Source organism: Klebsiella sp. S69, from assembly GCF_016516145.1.
GTDB lineage: Bacteria > Pseudomonadota > Gammaproteobacteria > Enterobacterales > Enterobacteriaceae > Klebsiella > Klebsiella oxytoca.
The window spans coordinates 52,190-74,319 of the sequence record NZ_JACVUU010000022.1; the positions used below are offsets into that span (position 1 = coordinate 52,190).

22 protein-coding genes are annotated in these 22,130 nt (G+C 57.0%); 15 read left to right on the forward strand and 7 right to left on the reverse strand.

The genetic code is table 11. The features are described from left to right. Nucleotides 1-41 precede the first annotated feature (41 nt). Entirely contained in the window at nt 42-1,652 is a 1,611-nt protein-coding gene (locus IAE27_RS20755) for an FAD-NAD(P)-binding protein (protein WP_200092832.1), read from the forward strand. Between the two features lie 36 nt (nt 1,653-1,688). Here IAE27_RS20755 and IAE27_RS20760 read toward each other — a convergent pair whose 3' ends face one another. After that, nucleotides 1,689-1,838 carry a hypothetical protein gene (locus IAE27_RS20760; protein WP_168217098.1) on the reverse strand — a complete coding sequence of 50 codons (150 nt, stop codon included), beginning with the start codon at nt 1,836-1,838 and terminating at the stop codon, nt 1,689-1,691. Between the two features lie 21 nt (nt 1,839-1,859). Further along, nucleotides 1,860-2,252, reverse strand: coding sequence for a YdeI family stress tolerance OB fold protein (locus tag IAE27_RS20765; RefSeq protein WP_004102737.1), 393 nt, complete (start codon nt 2,250-2,252; stop codon nt 1,860-1,862). A 371-nt stretch (nt 2,253-2,623) separates the two neighbouring features. On the opposite strand from IAE27_RS20765, the gene IAE27_RS20770 reads away from it, so the two are divergent. Next, nucleotides 2,624-3,508 carry an SDR family oxidoreductase gene (locus IAE27_RS20770; RefSeq protein ID WP_004113469.1) on the forward strand — a complete coding sequence of 295 codons (885 nt, stop codon included), beginning with the start codon at nt 2,624-2,626 and terminating at the stop codon, nt 3,506-3,508. A gap of 21 nt (nt 3,509-3,529) precedes the next feature. Here IAE27_RS20770 and IAE27_RS20775 read toward each other — a convergent pair whose 3' ends face one another. Together IAE27_RS20775 and IAE27_RS20780 are read right to left on the reverse strand one after the other, a co-directional pair. Further along, nucleotides 3,530-4,336: an MBL fold metallo-hydrolase gene (locus IAE27_RS20775; protein ID WP_004102755.1), complete on the reverse strand. Its 807-nt coding sequence runs from the start codon at nt 4,334-4,336 to the stop codon at nt 3,530-3,532. A 104-nt stretch (nt 4,337-4,440) separates the two neighbouring features. Continuing rightward, complete coding sequence (locus IAE27_RS20780; RefSeq protein WP_004102756.1) at nt 4,441-5,076, reverse strand: carbonic anhydrase; 636 nt, start codon at nt 5,074-5,076, stop codon at nt 4,441-4,443. A gap of 225 nt (nt 5,077-5,301) precedes the next feature. On the opposite strand from IAE27_RS20780, the gene IAE27_RS20785 reads away from it, so the two are divergent. Further along, nucleotides 5,302-5,931, forward strand: a complete 630-nt coding sequence (locus IAE27_RS20785; protein ID WP_004102757.1) for a LysE family translocator — start codon at nt 5,302-5,304, stop codon at nt 5,929-5,931. Between the two features lie 13 nt (nt 5,932-5,944). Here IAE27_RS20785 and IAE27_RS20790 read toward each other — a convergent pair whose 3' ends face one another. Beyond that, the gene (locus IAE27_RS20790; protein ID WP_004113471.1) at nt 5,945-6,715 is read right to left on the reverse strand and encodes a DeoR/GlpR family DNA-binding transcription regulator; all 771 of its coding nucleotides are present in this window, start codon (nt 6,713-6,715) and stop codon (nt 5,945-5,947) included. A gap of 94 nt (nt 6,716-6,809) precedes the next feature. Here IAE27_RS20790 and IAE27_RS20795 point away from each other — a divergent pair, with 94 nt between their 5' ends. The 11 genes from IAE27_RS20795 to IAE27_RS20845 all read left to right on the forward strand — a co-directional run bounded on the left by IAE27_RS20795 (nt 6,810) and on the right by IAE27_RS20845 (nt 17,709). Further along, complete coding sequence (locus tag IAE27_RS20795) at nt 6,810-7,193, forward strand: VOC family protein (RefSeq protein ID WP_004102759.1); 384 nt, start codon at nt 6,810-6,812, stop codon at nt 7,191-7,193. A 30-nt stretch (nt 7,194-7,223) separates the two neighbouring features. Next, entirely contained in the window at nt 7,224-7,862 is a 639-nt protein-coding gene (locus IAE27_RS20800) for a CatA-like O-acetyltransferase, family 1 (RefSeq protein WP_016810075.1), read from the forward strand. Nucleotides 7,863-8,159: 297 nt separating this feature from the next. Further along, nucleotides 8,160-9,383 carry an SfnB family sulfur acquisition oxidoreductase gene (locus tag IAE27_RS20805; RefSeq protein ID WP_064373828.1) on the forward strand — a complete coding sequence of 408 codons (1,224 nt, stop codon included), beginning with the start codon at nt 8,160-8,162 and terminating at the stop codon, nt 9,381-9,383. A 1-nt stretch (nt 9,384) separates the two neighbouring features. Next, nucleotides 9,385-10,059 carry a methionine ABC transporter permease gene (locus tag IAE27_RS20810; protein ID WP_070555929.1) on the forward strand — a complete coding sequence of 225 codons (675 nt, stop codon included), beginning with the start codon at nt 9,385-9,387 and terminating at the stop codon, nt 10,057-10,059. A gap of 22 nt (nt 10,060-10,081) precedes the next feature. Beyond that, the gene (locus IAE27_RS20815) at nt 10,082-10,858 is read left to right on the forward strand and encodes a MetQ/NlpA family ABC transporter substrate-binding protein (protein ID WP_023321136.1); all 777 of its coding nucleotides are present in this window, start codon (nt 10,082-10,084) and stop codon (nt 10,856-10,858) included. 62 nt (nt 10,859-10,920) lie between these two features. After that, nucleotides 10,921-11,967: a methionine ABC transporter ATP-binding protein gene (locus IAE27_RS20820; protein ID WP_154022419.1), complete on the forward strand. Its 1,047-nt coding sequence runs from the start codon at nt 10,921-10,923 to the stop codon at nt 11,965-11,967. Between the two features lie 149 nt (nt 11,968-12,116). Next, entirely contained in the window at nt 12,117-13,820 is a 1,704-nt protein-coding gene (locus IAE27_RS20825; protein WP_070555927.1) for an ABC transporter substrate-binding protein, read from the forward strand. Between the two features lie 43 nt (nt 13,821-13,863). Continuing rightward, nucleotides 13,864-14,823: an ABC transporter permease gene (locus IAE27_RS20830; protein WP_004102780.1), complete on the forward strand. Its 960-nt coding sequence runs from the start codon at nt 13,864-13,866 to the stop codon at nt 14,821-14,823. Next, nucleotides 14,823-15,770 (forward strand): oligopeptide ABC transporter permease, encoded by a 948-nt coding sequence (gene opp4C / locus IAE27_RS20835; protein WP_049128661.1) that lies wholly within the window; start codon nt 14,823-14,825, stop codon nt 15,768-15,770. The genes IAE27_RS20830 and opp4C overlap by 1 nt, the downstream gene beginning before the upstream one ends. Further along, nucleotides 15,767-16,747 carry an ABC transporter ATP-binding protein gene (locus IAE27_RS20840; protein ID WP_004113486.1) on the forward strand — a complete coding sequence of 327 codons (981 nt, stop codon included), beginning with the start codon at nt 15,767-15,769 and terminating at the stop codon, nt 16,745-16,747. Before opp4C ends, IAE27_RS20840 begins: the two co-directional genes overlap by 4 nt. Further along, the gene (locus IAE27_RS20845) at nt 16,744-17,709 is read left to right on the forward strand and encodes an ABC transporter ATP-binding protein (protein ID WP_023321139.1); all 966 of its coding nucleotides are present in this window, start codon (nt 16,744-16,746) and stop codon (nt 17,707-17,709) included. The genes IAE27_RS20840 and IAE27_RS20845 overlap by 4 nt, the downstream gene beginning before the upstream one ends. Nucleotides 17,710-17,787: 78 nt before the next feature. On the opposite strand, the gene IAE27_RS20850 is transcribed toward IAE27_RS20845, so the two are convergent. After that, nucleotides 17,788-20,193: a membrane-bound PQQ-dependent dehydrogenase, glucose/quinate/shikimate family gene (locus IAE27_RS20850; RefSeq protein WP_200092834.1), complete on the reverse strand. Its 2,406-nt coding sequence runs from the start codon at nt 20,191-20,193 to the stop codon at nt 17,788-17,790. Between the two features lie 323 nt (nt 20,194-20,516). After that, entirely contained in the window at nt 20,517-21,428 is a 912-nt protein-coding gene (locus IAE27_RS20855) for a DUF535 family protein (protein WP_032728369.1), read from the reverse strand. A 311-nt stretch (nt 21,429-21,739) separates the two neighbouring features. On the opposite strand from IAE27_RS20855, the gene IAE27_RS20860 reads away from it, so the two are divergent. Beyond that, nucleotides 21,740-21,880 (forward strand): hypothetical protein, encoded by a 141-nt coding sequence (locus IAE27_RS20860; RefSeq protein ID WP_154022418.1) that lies wholly within the window; start codon nt 21,740-21,742, stop codon nt 21,878-21,880. Nucleotides 21,881-22,130 lie beyond the last annotated feature (250 nt).

The following is a 22,130-nucleotide window of genomic DNA, read 5'->3' on the forward strand; positions in this document are numbered from 1 at the left end:
CCGATAACAAATGTGATAACAACAACGGCGGGTCAGTCATTATGAAGAAAATTGCCATTATCGGCGCAGGTCCTACCGGGATTTATACCCTGTTCTCATTGCTTAAACAGGGCGAGCCGCTGGACGTGTCAATTTACGAGCAGGCCGAGGAAGCGGGCGTGGGTATGCCCTATAACGATGAAGAGAATTCGCGCATGATGCTGGCCAATATCGCCAGTATTGAAATCCCTCCTGTACAAAGCACCTATCTTGACTGGCTAAAAGCCCAGAGCCCGTCGCGCCTGGCGCGCTATGGCGTAGAGTATGAAACATTGCACGATCGCCAGTTTTTGCCGCGCATCCTGTTGGGCGAATACTTTCGCGACCAGTTTCTTGCGCTGGTCGAAAAGGCCAGGGAACTGGGATTTAACGTCCAGGTCAATGAGTCCTGTCGGGTCAGCGACCTGCAGGCGACCGAAGAAGGAGTGAGGCTGTGGGTGGAGGAGCAGCCCGTCGCCGAAGTGTTTGACCTCGCGGTGCTTGCCACCGGTCATGTCTGGCCGGATGAAGAAGAGTCAACCCGCACCTGGTTTCCCAGTCCGTGGTCTGGGCTGATGGAAGCCACCATTCCGCCCTGCCGGGTGGGAATTATGGGCACCTCGCTAAGCGGAATTGATGCCGCAATGGCCGTCGCCGTCCAGCACGGTCAATTTATCGGTTCCGACGATAAGGCGCTCACCTTCAGGCTCAACGAAACCAGTCAGGCGCTGCACATCGTGCTGATGTCGCGCTCCGGCATTCTTCCGGAAGCGGATTTTTACTGTCCTATTCCCTGGGAGCCGCTGGAAATCGTCACCGACAGCGCGATGGAAAACGCCATCGCCGCGGGAAGCGACGGCCTGCTTGACCGGGTCTTTAATTTGCTGGCGCAGGAAATTGCCCTGGCCGACCCCCTGTGGAGCGAAAATATCGCCCTTCACAGCCTTAACGCCGATAGCTTCAGCGAAGCGTGGTTTGCTAAACGCCAGCAGCATAACCCTTTCCACTGGGCGATGGATAACCTTGAAGAAGTTGAGCGTAACAAGCGCGCGCGCTACACGGTCCCCTGGCGCTACGTTATCCTGCGGCTGCATGAAGCCGTTCAGGCGATGGTGCCCCACCTTAATGACCGCGACCGGGAGCGATTCAAAAACGGCCTTGCCCGGGTCTTTATTGACTGCTATGCCGCCATTCCTTCGGAGTCTATCCGCCGACTGCTGGCGCTGCGCGAAGCGGGCGCGATCGGCATTCTCGCCTTAGGGCATGATTATGATATGGCGGTGCAGCAGGAGAAGACGGTGATTACCAGCGGGCAAAATCGCTATACGTTTGACGTGTTTATTGATGCGAGGGGGCAAAAAGCGCTGAAAAATAAAGATCTCCCCTTCCCGCATTTGAGGGAGCTACTGATGGCGACGGGCGAAGAGATCCCGGAGGTTGGCGACGATTATACGTTAAGAGAGCCGCCCGTAGCGCGCGGGCGTATCGCCTTCGCCGCAATCCCCTGGCTGATGCACGACCAGCCTTTCGTTCAGGGGATTACCGCCTGCGCGGAGATCGGCGCAGCAATAGCCAGGGCGATATCGCAGCCGGCGAGCCGCTCACGCAGACGTTTAGCGCCATTCGATCTTTAAGAAAGAGAACTAGCCGCCCGTTGACGGCGGCTATTTTTAGCGTTTATCAGGTTGGGGATGCCAGGGATCTTCTTTATGATCTTCGCTGTCGTCTCTTTTACGCGGAACTTCACCCTGCTCGCGCGGATCCTCTTTCGACGGATGACGACCGCGTTTATCCGGGTCGGCTGGATGCTGTACGGACATCTATTCCTCCTGTTTGCAAGGTTATTTCTGGATCCGGTCGACCCGCACCACTGGCGGCGTCATTTTCTTATCGAGACTGCCGTTAATGCTGATCATCTGATCGGGCTTCACTTCCCGGCCATCAAAAACTGCCGCGGGAATAATGACCCCTATGGTGTCGGTTTTATCGCGGAAGCTGTAGCGGTCATCACCCTGCTGCTCGATAAGATTGCCGCGTAATGAGATGGTGGCCCCATCATGCATTTCCATGGCCTGGCGCACGGTCATGATTCGCCCGTCCTCGGTCCCACGATAGCCATCATCAATCTTGTGCGGCGGCGGCGGCGCAGCGTCTTTTTTAAACCCGCCATCATCCGCGGCAAAAACGCCCTGAGCCATCAACGAACAAAAAATAACTGGCAGTAACTTTTTCATCAACAACACCTCCGGCGTATTTTCATCTTGTCTTAATAAGTCTGGGTGCTGATGTTCATTTTCACAAGCTAATGGCTAATGAATCGTCTGAGAAATATATTTCCTGGCGCGACAGGCGGAGAAAATATTACCGCCAGGCCGCAATAAAATGCGCTAAATATACCGTCAGGTTTGCGATAGAATAATCCTAAAATACTAAACGCCTCTACCGCCTCACATTTCGAAAAGTTTCCCGGCAATCAGTAAATTACCGTTCAGAGATGAACGTAAGCGCAAAAATTATAAAAACGAATCCGTTCGATTATTCGTCAATCATCCACGACAGGCTGACTTGGCAACTACGCTTAATCTTTTAACACGAGGAGGTCAGTATGAGCGAGAACGCTAACAATACCGCGAAGTATCCCCGTCCCCCCTTTGTTGACCAGCCGCAATCGCCGCCGGGTCTTGCCGAAGAGATGAAGCCGCAGCCGGATCACGGCGAACTGAGCTACGTCGGTTCCGGTCGGCTGGCAGGTAAGCGCGCGCTGATCACCGGCGGTGATTCCGGCATTGGGCGCGCGGTAGCGATCGCCTTCGCCCGCGAGGGCGCCGACGTGGCGATCAACTATCTGCCGGAAGAGGAGTCCGATGCTGAAACCGTGATTGCCCTGATTGAGGCCGAAGGGCGTAAAGCCGTAGCGATTCCGGGCGATGTGCGCGATGAAGCCTTCTGTGAATCCCTGGTCGAGCAGGCCGCCAGCCAACTCGGCGGACTGGATATTCTGGTCAATAACGCCGGACGCCAGCAATATTGCGAGTCGCTGGAAGAGTTAACCACCGCCGACTTTGACGCCACCTTTAAAACCAACGTTTATGCGGCCTTCTGGATCACCAAAGCCGCCCTGCGTCATCTTAAAGAACACAGCGTAATTATTAACACCTCATCCGTGCAGGCCTTTAAGCCGAGCCCCATCCTGCTGGACTACGCGCAAACCAAAGCCTGCCTGGTGGCATTCACGAAGTCGCTGGCTAAACAGCTGGGGCCGAAAGGTATCCGGGTGAACGCGGTCGCGCCCGGCCCTTACTGGACGGTGCTGCAGTCAAGCGGCGGCCAGCCGGATGAAAAAGTGCGTCAGTTCGGCGCCGATACGCCGCTGGGCCGTCCAGGGCAACCGGTGGAGATCGCGCCGCTGTACGTTACCCTTGCCTCTGATGCCTGCTCCTTCACCTCCGGCCAGGTGTGGTGCTCCGACGGCGGCGACGGCGTGCTGTAACCCGTTGCGGCGGCGGACCTCTCAGCGGCCCGCCGTCGTGCGCAGACAGTCGAGATACTTCTGCGCTGAATCCAGTACGATCTGACGGGCATTTTTGGTGATGTTCTGCCCTTCGAAGGCGCCGTACAGCGCACCGAAGGGCGCATCGCCCAAACGCTCAACGATATTCTCGACGCTGGGGGCCGCCAAAGGCAGCAGATTAGGATAGCTCCACATAAAAGAAACGGCGCGTGCCCCCGGCGTGACCTGGATAATATCTCCCGCCAGCATAATACCTCCCTCTTTTGCCCAGTGCAGAACGGTTCCCCCGGCGAAATGCCCACCCAGGCGCAGCAACCGTACCGACGGAAGGATCTCCAGCGCATCCCCTTCCCATAATGTGATGGCAGGGCTATCGCGCATGATCCATTCGCGATCGCTGGCATGAAGATAAATGCGCGCATCAAAGGCTGCTGCCCAGTCCTGCATCGTGGTGTAGTAGTGAGGATGAGAAATGGCGATCGCTTTTATCCCGCCAAGCGCGGTGATCAGCGTTTTGCTGGCGGCATCAAGATTAGCGATGCAGTCCCACAGAATATTCCCCTGCGGCGTGAGCAGCAGAAAAGCGCGCTGATCGATAGCAAATTTCGGTACCGTCCTGAAACTCAACAGCCGTTCATTATGCTGCTGCCATTTATTCATATGCGTCGCGATCAGATCGTCAGGTTTAATCCAGGCCTGTCCGCTGGCCGGGACGTACTGGCGTTCATCCTCACAGATACGACAATGGTTCAGGGTATTGCCGCGATCGTCGTAAGACGTACCGCAGGTTGCGCACAGCGTAATCATCACATCTCCTTCAGAATCATTCAGGAAGTCGTAATGAGTATGGCAGAAGGGAAATTTATGGCAGGAAGGCGGGCTTCGCAGGGCTTCCGTGCCCTGAGAGGAATTTATTCGAAATAGACGTCAGGGTTTTCCGACAGCGAAACGAAGGTTTTGCTGTTTTTATCCAGCGCGCGAATGTCGCCGCTTTCAATATCGTAGAACCAGCCGTGCAGACGCAACGTGCTGTCGCGCAGGCCGACGGCAACGGAGGGGTGGGTTTTAATATTGTTCAGCTGGGCGATGACGTTTTCCTGCACCATACCGTTGACTTTATCGGTCTCGTTAGCCCAGGTTTTCTTCTCCACGACGGCCTTCGCCGCGTCGGAGTAGCGCAGCCAGTGGGACACGGCAGGCATCGGCTCCAGACACTGGCAGGTGGCGATGGCTTTCATCGCGCCGCAGTTAGAGTGGCCGCAGATGACGATATCGGTCACGCCCAGCGCGACGACGGCGTACTCGATTGTCGCGGAAACCCCGCCCGGTTCAGGGCCAAATGAGGGGACGATATTCCCGGCGTTACGGATCACAAACAGCTGACCCGGCTCCTGCTGAGTCACCAGCTCCGGGACCAGACGGCTATCGGAACAGGAGATAAACAGCGCTTTGGGATTCTGGCTGGATGCCAGGCTGCGGAAGAGCTCTTTACGTTGCGGGAAGATCTCTTTCTGGAAGTTGAGGAAGCCCTCAATGATATGTTGCATAGCAGTGTCTCTTTTCTCTGTTTTAATGACGATATGACAAAGATCACATTTAGCCAGTTTATCACTGACGCGCGAAATGGGAATCGTTATTCGAGGATGAGATAAAACATCGTCCCGCAAAGCCTGGTGACAGCGCGGTAAAGATTGTTTATTTTTTGACAGAGAAAACATTGATGAGCCGGAGCCCCATGCGACTTTAGCGCTCAACATCAACCAGGAGCGCTTATGTTCTTATCCAGCCTGATGGCCATTGCCGCGGTTCTCATTATGGGCGTTATCAGCCCCGGTCCAAGCTTTATTTACGTGGCCCGCAACGCCGTTGCGCGCTCGCGGGTGCACGGTCTGGTCACCGCGCTGGGAACCGGCGCGGGCGCGGCTATCTTTTCGATAATGGCCATGATGGGGCTGCAAAAAGTGCTGACGGCGGTGCCGGAAATGTTCATCGGCCTGAAGGTTGCGGGTGGCCTGTATCTGCTGTGGCTGGGTTATAAAATTTACCGCGGCGCGGCGCAGCCGATGGATTTTGCCGCAGGCGGCATGGCGGCGGAACATTCACTATTGAAAACCTTCCGCGATGGCCTTTATACCCAGCTCAGCAACCCGAAAACGGCGCTGGTATTCGCCTCTATCTTTACCGCCCTGCTGCCGGAACGCATCCCGTTGGCCTTTTACTATATCGTGCCGCTGATGAGCTTCCTGATCGACGTCAGCTGGTATTCGCTGGTGGCGCTGGTGCTCTCTTCCGCCCGCCCGCGCAGCGTCTATCTGCGCATGAAGCGTAAGATTGATATCGTCACCGCCACGGTACTGGGCGCGCTCGGCCTGCGCCTGATTGCCACTTCGCTGTCAAAGTAGGCCAACATACCGTTTAAACGGTATAAATACGGATGTCGTGCTCGCTGAACGCGTCGCGATATTCCCGGCTGATATTTTCCTCCACGACCAGTACGTCAATGGCGCTGCTCTCGACCACCACGAAGCGCGCCACCGCCGGGATCTTATCGGAGGTCAGGCCGACAATAATTTCGCTGCACTGTTTAATGACCGCTTTTTTAAATTCGCAGTCGGAATAGTCAAAGCCTGTCAGGCCCGACTCAGGCGCCATGGCGCAGCCGCCGATAAACCCCTGATCGAAAAGCATACCCTGAATCTGCGCCACGGCGGAGGCCCCCACGCAGCCGCCGGTGGCGCGTTGGATCTGCCCGCCAAGCATCACGACGTCATACAGCGGTTTTTTGAGCAATACGGCAGCGATCTCGGGGGAGTTGGTGACCACCGTTAGCGCCAGCTCCGCCGGTAGCGCCTCCGCCATCGCCAGATTGGTGGTGCCGGTATCAATGAATATGCAGCCGCCGGGCTTCACCAGCTTTGCGCATTTCTGCGCGATTCTGCTTTTTGTCGCCGTATTTTTCTCTTTGCGCGCGCTGTAGTCACCGGCTTCAGGCAGGGTCATCACCGCGCCGCCGTAGACCTTTTTGCAGTATCCCTCGCGGCTAAGCTCATGTAAATCACGGCGAATAGTATGCTCGGAGACGTTCAGACGGCTGGCCAGTTCGGCGCAAACCACTCTGCCGTTCTCCTGGAGGATCTGGCAAATAAGCGCTTGTCGTTGTTTAGGAAAAGCAGCATAATCGAGCAAAAAATAACTCCTGAAAGATTGTTCATCGAGCAATAAAGCGCATAATCGTGCATTCGTACCCTGACTGTCAACACACCCTATACCGAGGTTTGCCATGAAAATTGCCCATATCGCCCTTTGGACCCGTCAGCTTGAGCAACAGGCCCGCTTCTGGGTAGCCTTCTTCGACGGTGAGATAAATGAGAAGTACTGCAGTCAGACCAACCCGGGGTTTGAATCCTTTTTTGTCAGGATCGGCGATGATATTGCCATTGAGCTGATGACCAAGCCGGGATTGACTGCGCTGACGGCGGATAATAACCACACCGGCTGGGTGCACCTGGCGATAACCGTTGGCGGCGCGGAGAACGTCGACAGGCTGGCAAAACGCGCCGCTGAGCAGGATATTCTGGTTTCTGCGCCTCGGACCACCGGTGATGGCTATTATGAAGCGGTAATTAAAGACCCCGATGGCAACCTGATTGAAATCGTCGCATAGTGTCAGACATTGATTCAACAGGAGACGCCCGTGGCCAACTATCACGTCATAGACAAACAAACCTGGCCGCGAAAAGATCATTTTGATTTTTATCGCGGTTTTGCCAATCCCAGCTTTAATCTCTGCGTTCCTGTCGAGGCGCAGCGGCTATATGAGTGCGCGAAAGATCGCGGCGTCTCGTTTTTCCAGCTGGCCCTCTTCGCCCTTGTGCGCGCGGCGAACGAGGTGCCGCAGCTTAAACAGCGGCTGTTGGGCGACGATATTATCGAATATGACCAGCTGGCGGTGATGACGCCAGTGATGACCGCCCAGGAAGGTTTCCGCCAGGTCTGGTGCGAGAATGCCGCCGATTTTGCCGCCTTCAGCCAGGCCGCCACGCCAAATATCGAGGCGGCAAAACACACCGCGCCGGCGCCGCTTATCGTCAACGGCGAAAATTTCTTCTGCGCCAGCTGCCTGCCGTGGCTGCATTTCAGCGCTATGACTCACGCTGAGTATTACGTTGGCGCGTCGGTGCCCGCCCTCACCTGGGGCAAGCTGAAAAACGGTATTATTCCGGTCGCGGGCAAATTCAATCACGCCTTTGTCGACGGCCTGCACGCCAGCCGTTTTTTTGCCCGCGTCGAAGAAAATTTTGCTCAACCGGAGATCCTCTGGCAGGCGCGATAATTCCCCGCCATCCCTCAACGACACTCGAGCCCCGGTAAGCCGGGGCCGAAACGCCTGCGTGACTCAAAGCCTGTTCACTCTGCCCACTGTCGCAAATCCAACACGCTGATTCATTCTGCGTTGCAATTGCAGCAGTACGAGCGCGTACCAAAAAACTAACTTACTGTTTAATAAACATTAAATAAGAAACGCGTTCTGGCATAGCCTTTGCTTTAACAGTTATATAACCCACTGGAATTATCAGGCATTTACTTAGCTATTTTTAGCATATGCCGTTTGTTAACCATGAGAGTGACTATGCCCGACGAAAAACAGACCCTTCACTATTGCCGCCAGACGCCAAAGGCATACGTTATCCGCAGCGATGACGAAGCCATCGCCATCGCCCATGAAATCGCGGCGGTACTGCAGCCCGGCGCGGCGCAACGCGATCGCAGCGGCAGCGTGCCGCCGGAGATTATCGATACCTACTCCAATAGCGGCCTGTGGGGTATCACCGTTCCGCGGCAATGGGGCGGAGCCGAGGTATCCGCCGCCACGCTGGCCCAGGTGATAGCGATTATTTCCGCCGCCGACCCGTCGCTGGGGCAAATTCCCCAGAACCATTACTGTCTTCTGGAGGATATCCGTCTGCAGGGCAGCGAAGAGCAGCAGGCATTTTTCTTCGCTCAGGCGCTGCAAGGCTATCGCTTTGCCAACGCGCTTTCTGAAACCGGCGGCAAGACGGTACTCGATATCCGCACTCGCCTGGAGGCCAGCGAACGCGGTCTGAGCATCACCGGCCGAAAAGGCTACTGCACCGGTTCGCTCTACGCCCACTGGATCGGCATTCTGGCGCTCGATGCAGAGAATAACGCGCAGCTGGCGTTTGTGCCGCGCGAATCGGCTGGGCTGACGGTCATCGACGACTGGGCCTGCCTCGGCCAGCGTACCACCGCCAGCGGAACGGTCCTGGCGGAGAATCTTGTCGTCGAGCCTTTCCACCTGTTCCCGACCTGGAAATCCTACGCGACGCCAACCCTTGCCGGGCCGTTTGCCCAGCTCACCACCGCCGCTATCGACCTGGGGATTGCCCGCGCGGCGCTTAACGACACGGTGAACTTTGTCAGCCAGTTCGCTCGCCCGTGGATCGATGCCGGCGTTGAGCGGGCCAGCGAAGACCCGCTGACTATCTACCATATTGGCCAGCTTGACAGCCGGCTGGCCGCCGCCGATGCGCTGCTGGAGCGGGCCGGCAAAGTGCTCGATCGCTATAAATACGCACTGAGCGAGGATAACGTTGCTCAGGCGTCTATCGCCGTGGCGCGCGCCAAGGTCTTTACCACCGAAGCGGCGCTGGAAGCCGCCAGCCGCCTGTTTGAGCTTAGCGGCACCCGCTCAACCAGCATCGCCCTCAATCTTGATCGCCACTGGCGCAACGGCCGCGTCCACACCCTGCACGATCCGGTGCGCTGGAAATATCAGCTGCTGGGCAACTGGGTGCTGAACGGCATTCCTCCACAACGCCATGACTGGAACTGAGATGAACGGCGCTCTGGCTTTTTTTGCTGATATCGACTGGAGCGACGTGGCGCAGGCCAGTCTCGATACCTTGACCATGCTGGGCTGGTCGCTGGGGTTTACCGTGCTGATTGGCCTACCGCTGGGAATTGTGCTCTATCTCAGCGGCCAGCCTCGCCTGCTCCATGCTCCGCGCCTCTATCGCCTGCTGTCGCTGGGGGTCAACGTTCTGCGCTCGCTGCCCTTCATCATTTTATTGATTGTGATGATCCCGGTGACGACGCTGATTACCGGCACCTCGCTGGGCGTTGAAGGCACCATTCCGCCGCTGGTTGTCGGCTGCGCGCCTTTCTTTGCCCGGCTGGTTGAGACCGCGCTGCGCGAGGTGGAGCACGGTCTGGTGGAGGCCAGTTGGTCGATGGGCGGCAACACCTGGCAGCTAATCTGGCACACCCTGCTGCCGGAGTCGCGCGCCGGGCTTATTGCCGCCGTGACCGTGACCGCGATTTTACTGGTCGATTATACCTCCATGGCGGGGGTCATCGGCGGCGGCGGGCTGGGCGACCTGGCCATCCGCTTTGGCTATCAGCGCTTCCAGACGGACGTCATGGCGATCACCGTTCTGCTGCTGATTGCGCTGGTGCAGATAGTACAAATGAGCGGCGATCGCCTGGTGAAGGCGATGAGCCGCAAATAACAATAGCTTCAGGAATAAGACAATGAAAAAAACAATCCTCGCAGCGGGGCTTCTGGCCCTTTTCTCCCTGTCCGCCAGCGCCAATGAGACGCTGACCGTGGGCGCAACGCCGGTCCCCCATGCCGAAATTCTCGAGTTCGTGAAGCCCGAGCTGGCGAAACAGGGGGTCGATCTGAAAATTAAAGTCTTTAACGACTTTATCCAGCCTAACCAGCAGCTGGCGGAGAAAAATCTCGACGCCAACTACTACCAGTACCGCCCTTTCCTTGATAACTACAATCAGACCCGCCATACCCATCTGCTTCCGGTGGTCGGCGTGCATATTGAACCCTTTGGCGCTTATTCGAGTAAATATAAAACGCTCAAAGAGGTACCGGATGGCGCCACCGTTGCCATTCCGAACGATCCGGTGAATACCGGTCGCGCGCTGGTGATGCTCAGCAATGCCGGGCTGATTACCCTGAAAAACCCGCAGGATCCGCAGTCGGCGACCAAAGATATCACCGCTAATCCGCACCGTTTTAAAATTCGCGAGCTGGAAGGCGCGATGCTGGCGCGGGCGGTGAATCAGGTCGATCTGGCGTTTATCTTCGCCAACTATGCGCTGGAGGCCGGAATTGATACCGATAAGGCGCTGCTGGTGGAAAAAGGTAGCGATCTGTACGTCGAGTATCTGGTGGCGCGTCCCGACAACATCAACGATCCCGGCATTCAGAAGCTGGCGAAAGCCCTGAACTCAGACCGCGTGCGCAGCTTCATTCTCACCCGCTATAAAGGCAAAATCCTGCCCGGTTTTTAATCGCCGGATGTTCATCGGCAGCCTGCAGGCTGCCGTTTAATTTCGTTAACAGAGCCGCCATCGTGACGCAAAAACCCAACGCCACAACGCATATTCAGTTGAGCCAGATAAGTAAAGCCTACCCCAACGGCGTGCAGGCGCTGCGGGATATTAATCTGCAGATCGCTCAGGGAGAAATCTTCGGCATTATTGGCCGCAGCGGCGCCGGAAAATCAACCCTGCTGCGCCTGTTCAACCGCCTGGAAAACGCCGACAGCGGTGAGATTACCATTCACGGCGAACATACTCGGCACTACTCCCGCAGCCAGCTGCGCGACCTGCGCCGGCGGGTCGCGATGATCTTTCAGCACTTTAATTTAATGGCGACCAAAACGGTGGCGCAGAACGTTGAGCTGCCGCTGAAAATGGCCGGGGTACCGCGGGCGGAAAGGCAGAAACGGGTTGCGGAGATCCTGGCGCTTGTCGGCCTCAGCGATCTGCGCGACAGCTGGCCGGCTAAGCTTTCCGGTGGCCAGAAGCAGCGCACCGGTATCGCCCGTGCGCTGGTCACGCAGCCGGAGATCCTGCTGTGTGACGAAGCCACCTCGGCCCTCGATCCGGAAAATACCCTTGCAGTACTAAAACTCCTTAAAGAGATCAACCAGCGCCTTGGTTTGACCATCGTGCTGATCACCCATGAGATGGACGTCATTCGCACCCTCTGCGACCGGGTCGCGGTGCTTGAGCTCGGAGAAATTATCGAACAGGGCGAGGTGTGGCGAGTATTTGGTCATCCCGGACATGCTGTCACGCAAAGCCTGCTCGGCACGCTCCATCATGACCGTGCGGAAGAACGACTCTCGCTGAGCGAAAACCAGCAGCTGGTCACGCTGCATTTTGACGGCAGCAGCGGGCAGGAACCGGATTTACAGCGCATCGCCGCGCTGCTGGGCGCCGATGCCCGCCTGTTATACGGCAGCTGCGAGCAGATTCAGGGACGGGTGATTGGCCAGCTGCGGATACGCCTGGCGAAGCCGCTGGCCAATCCTCATTTACAGCAGCATGCCGGCTGGGTGGCTGACCGCTTAACCCTTTCCGGCGATACGGCAGCGGAGAATGCTGGCGTTTAGCGCAAAAGTGGCAGATTAATACTGAATTATTGCTAATGCTAAATTGCTATAAGCCATAGCCTTTCGGTGTTAGACAGGGCGCTAAGCGCCTCTTATCTTTCGTCATGATTTGTAAATACACTACGCAATTCTTTGATGAGGGAGCACTTTTGTCCAGACTACTGCACGGGTTAAAAACCAAACAGACGCGGTTCGCGCTTGCTCTGAAAATCGCGTTGCTCGGCGGCGCGGTGGCATTTTCTTCTGTCGCCATCGCCGACGAGATCTTAAAAGAAGGGATCACCCCGGCCAGCGATGCCAGCCAGATCCCCGCAGCGGCAAAGCTGCGTAAAGATACCGTCGTGGCCGGCATTTCCGAGCCACAGGGCATTTTTAACCCCTACTTCTTCGTCAACGGCTGGGATGAAAACGTCACCAACGTGATCTTCTCCCGCCTGATCGACTGGGACAGCCACGGCAAACTGGTGCCGGGTCTCGCCGAAAGCTGGACGGTCAGTCCGGACAACAAGGTCTACACCATCAAGCTGCGACCCAATCTGACCTTTAGCGACGGCTCGCCGCTGACGGCTGACGATGTCGCCTTTACCCTCACCGTGCTGCTGGACCCGAAATACGACGGCGATACCGATATTACGCTCGCCAATATCGCCGGCGGCGCGGAGTACAAAGCGGCGAAAGCCGATAGCGTCAGCGGTCTGAAAGTGCTGGATCCCTTGACGCTCCAGGTGACCACCACCCAGCCGGGCGCGACGACGTTGGCAAAAATTGGCGGTCCGGTACTCTCCAGAGCGTATTACGGCAAAGGCTACCAGCGCGGCAATCTCGATTATCTGCGCACCCTGCACGGCAAACCGCTGGGCAACGGTCCTTACGTTTATGACAAATATATCCCCGGCCAGGAGATTCGTTTCCACGCCAACAGCCATTTTTATCGCGGTACGCCCCCCACCCCGCGCTTTATCTATCGCGTGACCAACCCGGCGACCAACTTTCAGCTCTTCCAGACGGGCGAAACCGACTACGACGCCTTTACCTCGCGTCCGGACGATATCGAACAGCTGAAAATGCTCGGCTTTGCCAACATCAACCTTTACGGCTCCAGCGACTACAGCCAGGTGGAGTTTAACGTCCGCCGCCCGGCGCTGAAGGACATCAAGGTACGCCAGGCGCTGATTTACGGCCTCGATCGCCAGAAGCTGATTGATGTGGTCTACCAGGGCTACGGTAAAGTAGCGATTGAGCCTATCGCGCCAATCTCCTGGGCCTGGAACGCCGACGGAGTGAACCCGTATCACTATGACCCGGCGCAGGCGAAGAAGCTGCTGGACGATGCCGGCTGGAAACCGGGACCGGACGGTATCCGCGTCAAAGAGGGCAAACGCCTGGAGTTAACCCTGCTGGTGAGTAAGAAAGTGCTTAACGATGCGCTGATCCCCATCGCCAAAGAGAACTGGCAGCAGATTGGCGTCCTGTTAAAACCGCAGGTCGTCGATTTCAACGCCCTGATGGCGCAGCGTAAGTCGGGTAATTACGATCTGGCGTCGTTCAGCACCAGCACCCTTAACGACCCGCATGATGGCGTGTGGGATTTTTACAGCGCGGAAGCGAAAGAGTCCGGCTATAACAATCCGCAGGTCGATAAGCTGATTACCGAAGGTAACTCGGTGCTCGACGTTGAGAAACGCAAGCCTATCTACCACCAGCTGTATCAGGTACTGGCGCAGGACCCGCCGGTGATCCTTCTCGGCTACCGCGAAATTCTCTCGGCGAGCAGCGCCCGGGTCACCGGCTTCAAACCGGATATCTACAACGGCCTGACCGGCAGCCTGCCGGATGTCAAAATCGTTAAGTAAATCCCCAGCCGCCGGGATGTCCGGCGGCTGACGTGAGAATGTCATGAGAAATTTCATCCTGAGACGGCTGCTGCAAACGCTGCCGATGCTGCTGCTGGCTTCATTCATTATCTTTATGCTGTTTGCCAAAACGCCGGGCGATTTTATCGACGGCAATATCACCCTCACCGCCGCCCGCGCCGCCGAACTGAAGGCGATTTACGGTCTGGACCAGCCGTTACTCACCCGCTATATCCATTGGCTTGGCCAGCTGCTGCGCGGCGATCTTGGGTTCTCGCTGCAGTACCAGATTCCGGTCAGCCAGCTGCTTAACCAGTACATCTGGAACTCCTTCCTGCTGGCCAGCGTGGCGCTGGTGTTCTACTGGGGGATTGGTCTGACGGTCGGCGCAATCTCGGCGCTGAAGCCCAACTCGCTGTTCGATCATCTGGTGAGCGTCGCGGTCTTCGCCGCCATGTCGTTCCCGACCTTTTTCCTCTGTCTGCTGCTGATCAAGTGGTTCGCCGTCGACCTGCACTGGCTGCCGGTTGGCGGCATGACCCGTACCGGTAGTGACGACAGCGGCTGGGGCTATGTGCTACAGGTTGCCGCCCATCTGGTGCTGCCGGTGCTGGCGCTGGTGATGCTCCAGGCAGGTAGCCTGACCCGCTATTTTCGCGCCAGCATGCTCGAGGTGGTGAAAATGGATTTTATCCGCACCGCCCGCGCTAAAGGGCTACGCGAACGCACGGTTATCCTGAAGCACGCCTTGCGGAACGCCCTGCTGCCGATCATTACCCTGCTCGGCTTCGAGCTGCCGGGGCTGTTTTCCGGGGCGATCATCACCGAAAAAGTATTTAACTGGCCCGGGGCTGGACATATTCATATTGATTCGCTGGCCGCCCGCGACTACCCGGTGTTAATGGGATTCACCCTGTTTCTGGCGGTGCTCACCATTCTTGGCAATCTGCTTGCCGATGTGCTTTACGCGTGGGTCGACCCGCGCATTCGCGTGAGGTCCTGATGCTCAGCTCCCTGTTCTCTTCCAACCGACGCCTGCGCGACGCGGAAATTCCGGCGCTGGCGCAGGTTACGCCGTCCCCCTGGCGTCAGGCCTGGCAGGCGCTGCGTCACAATCGTCTGGCGATGCTGTGCCTGCTGCTGCTGGTCATCATGGCCCTCTGGTGCACGCTGGGGCCGCTGTGGTCGCCGTGGAAGGACGATGCTACCGACGCGCTGATGATCAACAAGCCACCCGGCGCGCAGCACTGGCTGGGTACCGATTTTCTCGGTCGCGATATTTACACCCGCCTGCTACTGGCCGGACGCATTTCGCTGATCATCGGCCTGCTGACCATGCTGCTGTCGGTCACCCTTGGCTATCTGCTCGGCGCGCTGTCGGGCTACGCCGGCGGCCTGACCGATAAACTCATCATGCGTTTTGCCGATCTGGTGATGACCATCCCCGGCCTGCCGCTGCTGATTGTCGCGGGAGCGATGCTCTCCGAGCTCGATTTCTCGCCGGATTCACGCATCTATATGGTGGTAGTTATGCTGAGCCTGCTGGAGTGGCCGAAGCTTGCCCGGCTGGTACGAGGGCAGTGCCTCTCCCTGCGCGAGCGCGACTTTATGCTGGCGACCCAGGTGCTGGGCTTGTCGGCGCGGCGCCGTCTGTTTGGTCATCTGCTGCCGAATACGGTACCGATTCTGGTGGTGATGGCGACGATGGCGGTGGCTAACGCTATTCTCAGCGAGTCTGCACTTAGCTACCTCGGGCTTGGCGTTGTGCCGCCGACGCCGTCGTGGGGCAATATGATGGACGCCGCTAACAGCCTGATCGATTTTCAGCGCCGCCCCTGGCTATGGATGCCGCCGGGGATCGCCATTTTTATCACCGTCATTGCCATCAACGTGCTGGGCGATGGCCTGCGCGACGCCATGGACCCCAAAATGAAACAGAGGCTGAAATGAGTCGCGCATTAATTACCTTTAATCAACTTTCGGTCTCTTTTGCCGCCGACAAAGGCCGGGTACGCGCGGTGCAGGAGGTGTCGTTCACTATCCGCGCCGGGCAGACCGTTGGCGTCGTCGGCGAATCCGGCTGCGGTAAAAGCGTTACCGCCATGTCATTAATGGGCCTGCTGCCGCCGCAGGCGGCGCGCATTGACGGTGGGGAGATACTTTTCGAGGATCAGGATCTGCTGCGGCTGAAAAATGCCCATATGGCCGATCTACGCGGCAATCAGCTGGCGATGATTTTTCAGGAACCGATGAGCGCCCTTAATCCAGTACTCACCGTCGGCGAGCAGCTGTGCGAGCCGCTTATTCGCCACCGCGGCGAGTCGCCGAAGATCGCATGGCAGCACGCTATCCAGCTTCTGGCTGATGTTGGACTGGCGCGCGCGGATAGCCTGATGGCCAGCTATCCACACCAGCTTTCCGGCGGCATGCTGCAGCGGGTGATGATCGCCATGGCGCTGAGCTGCCAGCCGAAGCTGCTGATTGCCGATGAGCCGACGACCGCGCTGGACGTCACCGTGCAGGCGCAGATCCTGCGACTGCTGCGCGACCAGGCGCGAGCCAACCGGATGGCGATGATGCTGATTACTCACGATCTCGGGGTTATCGCGCAGATGGCCGAACACGTGGTGGTGATGTACGCCGGGCGTATCGTTGAGCAAGGTGCGACAGCCGCCATTTTGCGTAACCCGCAGCATCCCTATACCCAGGGGCTGATCGCCTCGCGCCCTGTGCCGGGGGAGCGGCGGCGACGCCTCTACTCAATCCCCGGTCAGGTACCGGACCTCGCCGCCCTTCCCGCCGGATGCGCCTTCGCCGAGCGCTGCGCAAAAGCCACCGCGCGCTGCCGACAGAGCATTCCGCCGCTATCGGGGCATAACCGGCAGGCCGCCTGCTTTTACAGTGAACTTTCGGAGTCCGTGGCATGAATCATGAATACGTGATTGAAGTGGATGGGCTAAAAAAACACTTCCCGCTACGCGATGGGCTATTCGGCCAGCAGACCGGCGTGCTGCGGGCCGTGGATGGTGTGAGCTTTAAGATTCGCCGGGGCACGATTTTTGGCCTGGTAGGCGAATCCGGCAGCGGGAAAACCACCGTTGGCCGCACGCTGCTGGGGCTATACGAGAAGACCGCCGGCAGCGTGAAGTTTCGCGGCCAGGAGCTTGCCGAACTGTCGCCGCAGGCGATGCGCGCGCTGCGGCCTAAAATCCAGCTGGTTTTTCAGGACCCCTACAGTTCATTAAACCCGCGCATACGCATTGGCGTCGCCATCGGCGAGGCGATGCTGGAACATAAACTCTGTCGCCGGGCGGAGCTGTATGACAAAACCCTTGAGGTGATGCGCATCTGCGGGCTGTCTCCGCAGCATTACAACCGCTTCCCGCACGAATTTTCCGGCGGCCAGCGTCAGCGCATCGGCATTGCCCGTGCGCTGATCTTAAACCCGGATTTTATTATTGCCGATGAACCGATTTCAGCCCTCGATGTGTCGATTCAGGCGCAGATTATCAATCTGTTTTCCGACCTGCGAGACGACCATGGGGTGACGTTTTTGTTTATCTCCCACGATCTGGGGGTAGTAGAGCATCTGTGCGATGACGTAGCGGTAATGTATCTCGGTCAGCTGGTAGAGACCGCCAGCCGCGATGCGCTATTCAGCAGCCCCCTGCATCCCTACACCCGGGCGCTGCTGGCGGCGGTACCGACCCTCGATCCGGACAGCGAGCCGGTCGCGGCGCTACAAGGTGAAATTCCCGACCCGTCCCGGCCCCCTTCCGGCTGTCGTTTTTCCTCGCGCTGCCCGCAGGCCAGCGACCGCTGCCGCCGTGATATTCCGCTTCTAAGGGAGGTTGCCGACGGCCACCTCGTCGCCTGTCACGCGGTTTAGCGCCGGGTAATCTTCAGAGCATAAAAAAACCGCCCACACGCAGGGGCGGTTAGTTGCGTAAGAGCGAACCGGCTGCGGCTACTCTTCCAGCGCGAAGGCAATAATATCATCGCCCACGTCCGGCGAGTGGCTGGCGCCCCCGGCGGAGATCACCACGTACTCTTTACCGCTTTTCGGTGATTTATAGATCAGCGGAGCCGCCACTGCCCCTACCGGCAGACGAGCGCGCCATAGCTCTTTACCGGTAGCGGAATCCAGCGCGCGCAGGTAGTTATCCTGGGTACCGGCGAAGAAGACCAGTCCGGAAGCCGTGGACGTTGGGCCGCCCAGCGTCGGCATACCCAGCGGGATATGCATGTGCGTTTTCAGCCCCAGCGGACCGGTATCCTCTACCGATCCCATCGGTACCTGCCACCCTAGCTGGCGGGTATTGAGGTCGATGGCGCTCATGGTGCCAAACGGCGGCGTATTACAGGGAACGCCCAGCGCCGACTGCAAGATATCAATCCGCACGCCGCCGTATGGCCCGGCAATTTGCGGACGCACGGTCCCCATAAAGCCGGGCACCTCGTCGGTGGAGACTTTGTATTTCGCCATATCCTCTTTGCGCACCAGCGACATTCTCAGCGGCATCCGCATATCATTGACGAACAGCGTTCCTGTGCGCTCATCGATAGTGATACCGCCCCAGTTCATGCCGCCCAGCAGGCTCGGCCATTCGATGTACGGCTTCTCTGACGGCGGCGTGTACATACCCAGATAAGTCGACGCTTTGAAGTCGATACGGCACATCAGCTGATCGAACGGCGTCACGCCCCACATCGACTTCTCGGTGAGCGGCTCGACGCCCAATTGCGGCATGCCGGTGGAGAACGGCTGGGTGGCGGAGAGATGCTCGCCTTCCGCGCCGTCGTGGGCCACAGGTCGCTCTTCTACGCGAGTCACTGGCTTGCCGGTACGCCGGTCGAGCACGTAAATCTGCCCGGTTTTGGTGGTCTGGATCAGGACCGGAACCTCTTCACCCCGGTCGTTTTTCATATGGAACAGTACCGGCTGCGACGGCAGGTCATAGTCCCAGATATCATGATGCACGGTCTGGAAGACCCACTTCGTCTCCCCGGTGCTGGCATCCACCGCCACCACGGACGAGCCATATTTCTCTTTGGCCGCGTTGCGATCGCCGCCCCAGTAGTCCGGCGGACCGTTACCGGTCGGCAGATAAATCAGATTCAGCTCTTTGTCAAAGCCCGGCACCGTCCAGACGTTCGGCGTTTCGAGAGTGTAGACGCGCCCTTTTACCGGATCGGTCACGTTTTCCGGCTGGCCGACGTCCCACGCCCACACCACTTTGCCGGTACGGACGTCAAACGCGCGCACCACGCCGGAGGGTTCACCGTGCACGATATCGCGCACCCAGCCGCCGAGCACCGCAATATGCCCCATAATCACCGGCGTTGAGGTCGGATGGTAGCGTTTGCTGTTTTCGGTATTGTCCATACCCTGTTTCAGATCAACGCTACCGTGGTCGCCGAAGTCATCGCACAGCTCGCCGGTTTTGGCGTTCAGGGCGATCAAGCGGGCGTCGACCGTAGACACCAGGATACGCTGCGGACACTGCTGCAGCGACGGGCTGGCCTTCTCCTCTGCGCTCAGAGAATCATCGCTCTGCGCATCCCAATAGCCAACCCCGCGGCAGGTGACGTGCTCGGCGGTTTGCGCGTGCGGGTCAAAACGCCAGCGCGCTTTACCGGTATCCGCATCCAGCGCGGTGACCACGTTCAGCGGCGTACAGGAGTACAGCGTATCGCCAATTTGCAGCGGGGTATTTTCATCGACGCCAATTCCGGCGCCGGTAAGCCGCCGGCCGGTATGGTACGTCCAGGCGACTTTCAGGTTTTTGACGTTTTGCGGCGTAATGTCCTCGTACGGCGCAAAACGGGTGCCGGAGGCATCGCGACCGAAGAACGCCCAGTTATCGCTTTTGGCAGCCAGGGTCGGCGTTTTGTCGTCGCTCGCTTTCACCACGCCGTTATGAATACCGCCGTGCGGGTAAAAGGCCGAGACCAGCGTCGCCAGCAGCACGAGGAAAATCGCCGAAGCGCTCCAGTTGGCGTAGCGTACCCGCGTACGCGGCATCGGCAGCGTCGCCGACAGCCACAGCGCCAGCATCAGCATCAGCGCAGGCACCACCAGTCGTGGGATCAGTCCCCAATAACTGAGCTGCACTTCATACAGCGCCCAGGCAAGGGTCAACAGAAAAGTCAGAATGGCAAAAGGCAGGACATATCGACTGCGGGCGAGATAGCCGACGGCGATAAGCAGATAAGCAATACCGGCGAGCAGATACCAGGCGCTGCCGCCCAGCGAGAGGAGTTTGCCCCCCCAGATGGTGAAAAAGAGCCCAATGCCAAAGCTCAGTAATACAAAGAGTAATCGGTAGACGGTGAAGAAAATTCCCCTTCCGCTACCTTGTCGTTCGTCCATATTTCATCCCATACGACGTCAGTCGAAAAAACCAAAACATCTTATATAAACAGCGCCTTATCAGACCGATAAGGACACAGACCGCATATCATGTTGGTTGGACGCTCTCAGGCAGAGCGAAGAACGTAAGGAATTATATGTATTTGTAAAAATAATGTAAAACTATCACGCATGAAATGTTTAAAATTTTTTAATTTATAAAACTAATTTATCAGATGAAGCGGTTGTAAGGCTGAACTCGCGGAGTTGAGGCGAGGAAAGATGAAGGGCAAAACGATTGTCGACCCGCAGCCCCCTGCGGGTCGACAATCTTCACTTTATGCTTATCCGGCGTTACGGCAGAGGCAGATGTCGCCTAGCGCGGCGGCAAGATCCAACTGCGCCAGCTCCTTCAGACCTTCACGCTTGATAAACTGGCTACGGTGCTTACTTTTAACCTCTTCCAGGCTTTTCTTAATCTCGGTTGGCGGTAATTTATACCAGCCGCGTCGATGCTTCTCGCCGCCGATTTCCAGCCAAAGCTCAGAATAACGGGTTTTTACTCTGTCGCTTTTAACATGAAAATCACTGTCGATAGCATAGATCTCCTTGATATTGAAAAAGGCTAAAAAACCGTACAGCAGAGTGATAATTAAGTTTTTAGGACGGGTGCCGTAAAGCTCTTTCGTCAGCGCCTTCACCTCTTCATTATCGATATCTTTCCCTCCCTGAATACCGCCAATCCAGGCGCGGCCATCGTCAGTGCAGGAAAAACAGATACTGTAGACGCGTTTATCGCCAAGGAACATTAACAACATGAGCTCCCCTTCCTCCTGAAAAGGCGATGCCAGGAGCTTCACATCAATACTGCTACCGTTTTTCAGCGGAATGGCGATAAGCGTACGGCCAAAGTTCGCCATATCATACAGCTGCGGCAAGGCCTCGGGACGAAAGCTTTTTTCTATAAAATTCAAAGAGCCATGAGCGATATCGAGTTTCGCTCTTTTTGACATCTTTTTATTTAAATAGGCTTTAAAGGGTTTATCTTCAAAGTTAACCAACCCCTCGGTGGCTCCCGTTAATTTCGCGCAAGCATAGCTGGCGCATAATGTCTGATATTCTTTGTATTTCCCTCCGGTTAAAGATATTTCTCTGCATTTACGCAGTACCTTTTTATAGCTGAGTTTAACCTGACAAATAAATTTATTATGTTTCCGCCATTCTTTGACGGCGGCTACTGCGGTTGTCGATACCATTGACCATAATCCATAGATACATCCATAAGCACGGCAATATTAGCATAATCTTTACAAGTCAATGGCCAGTGTGGCGCTCGTTGTCGATTTGTTTAACAAATAGCGTGATAAACATTCAACAATTTGATGGCTAAAAATGAAATATTCGCTCAACTATTGTTTGTCGCCGCCCACGCCTTTTCTCGTCTCGCCTTGCGCAATAAAACATCCGCGCTTACCGCTATGTGCTACCGGGGCTCAGGCCGGGTGCATCCGCCTGCCGTTTTGCCTATACTTGCACACGGTCAACACTGAACTTAAATGGGTAACGCATGGAAATTGCTCTCGATAACCTGGTTTTTAGCGGACTGGAAGAAGCGCAAGAGCGCAACGCTGAACGACTTGAAGATGCCGATAAAAAAGCGCAGGCCATTGTGGCCGATGATGACTGCGGCGACGCCTGTAAGATCTAACGACCAAACCGGCTACTCTGCCGGTTTTTTTATCCCGCCAGCGCAGCCCTCGCCATAAAGCCGTTTGCAACGCGCTTTTTAAAGAAAAATTTTCTCCCAAAGCGCTATTTTACAAATTGAACGTGCAACTTTTTTCTCTGCTGAGTGCGGTAATATTTTGATTATCGTTCCTGCGAGCCGCGCCGTTTTCTGGCCCGCAGGCGCAAATCAATGTCGAGGAGAAAGTCATCCCCTCGATGGCCATTTTTCT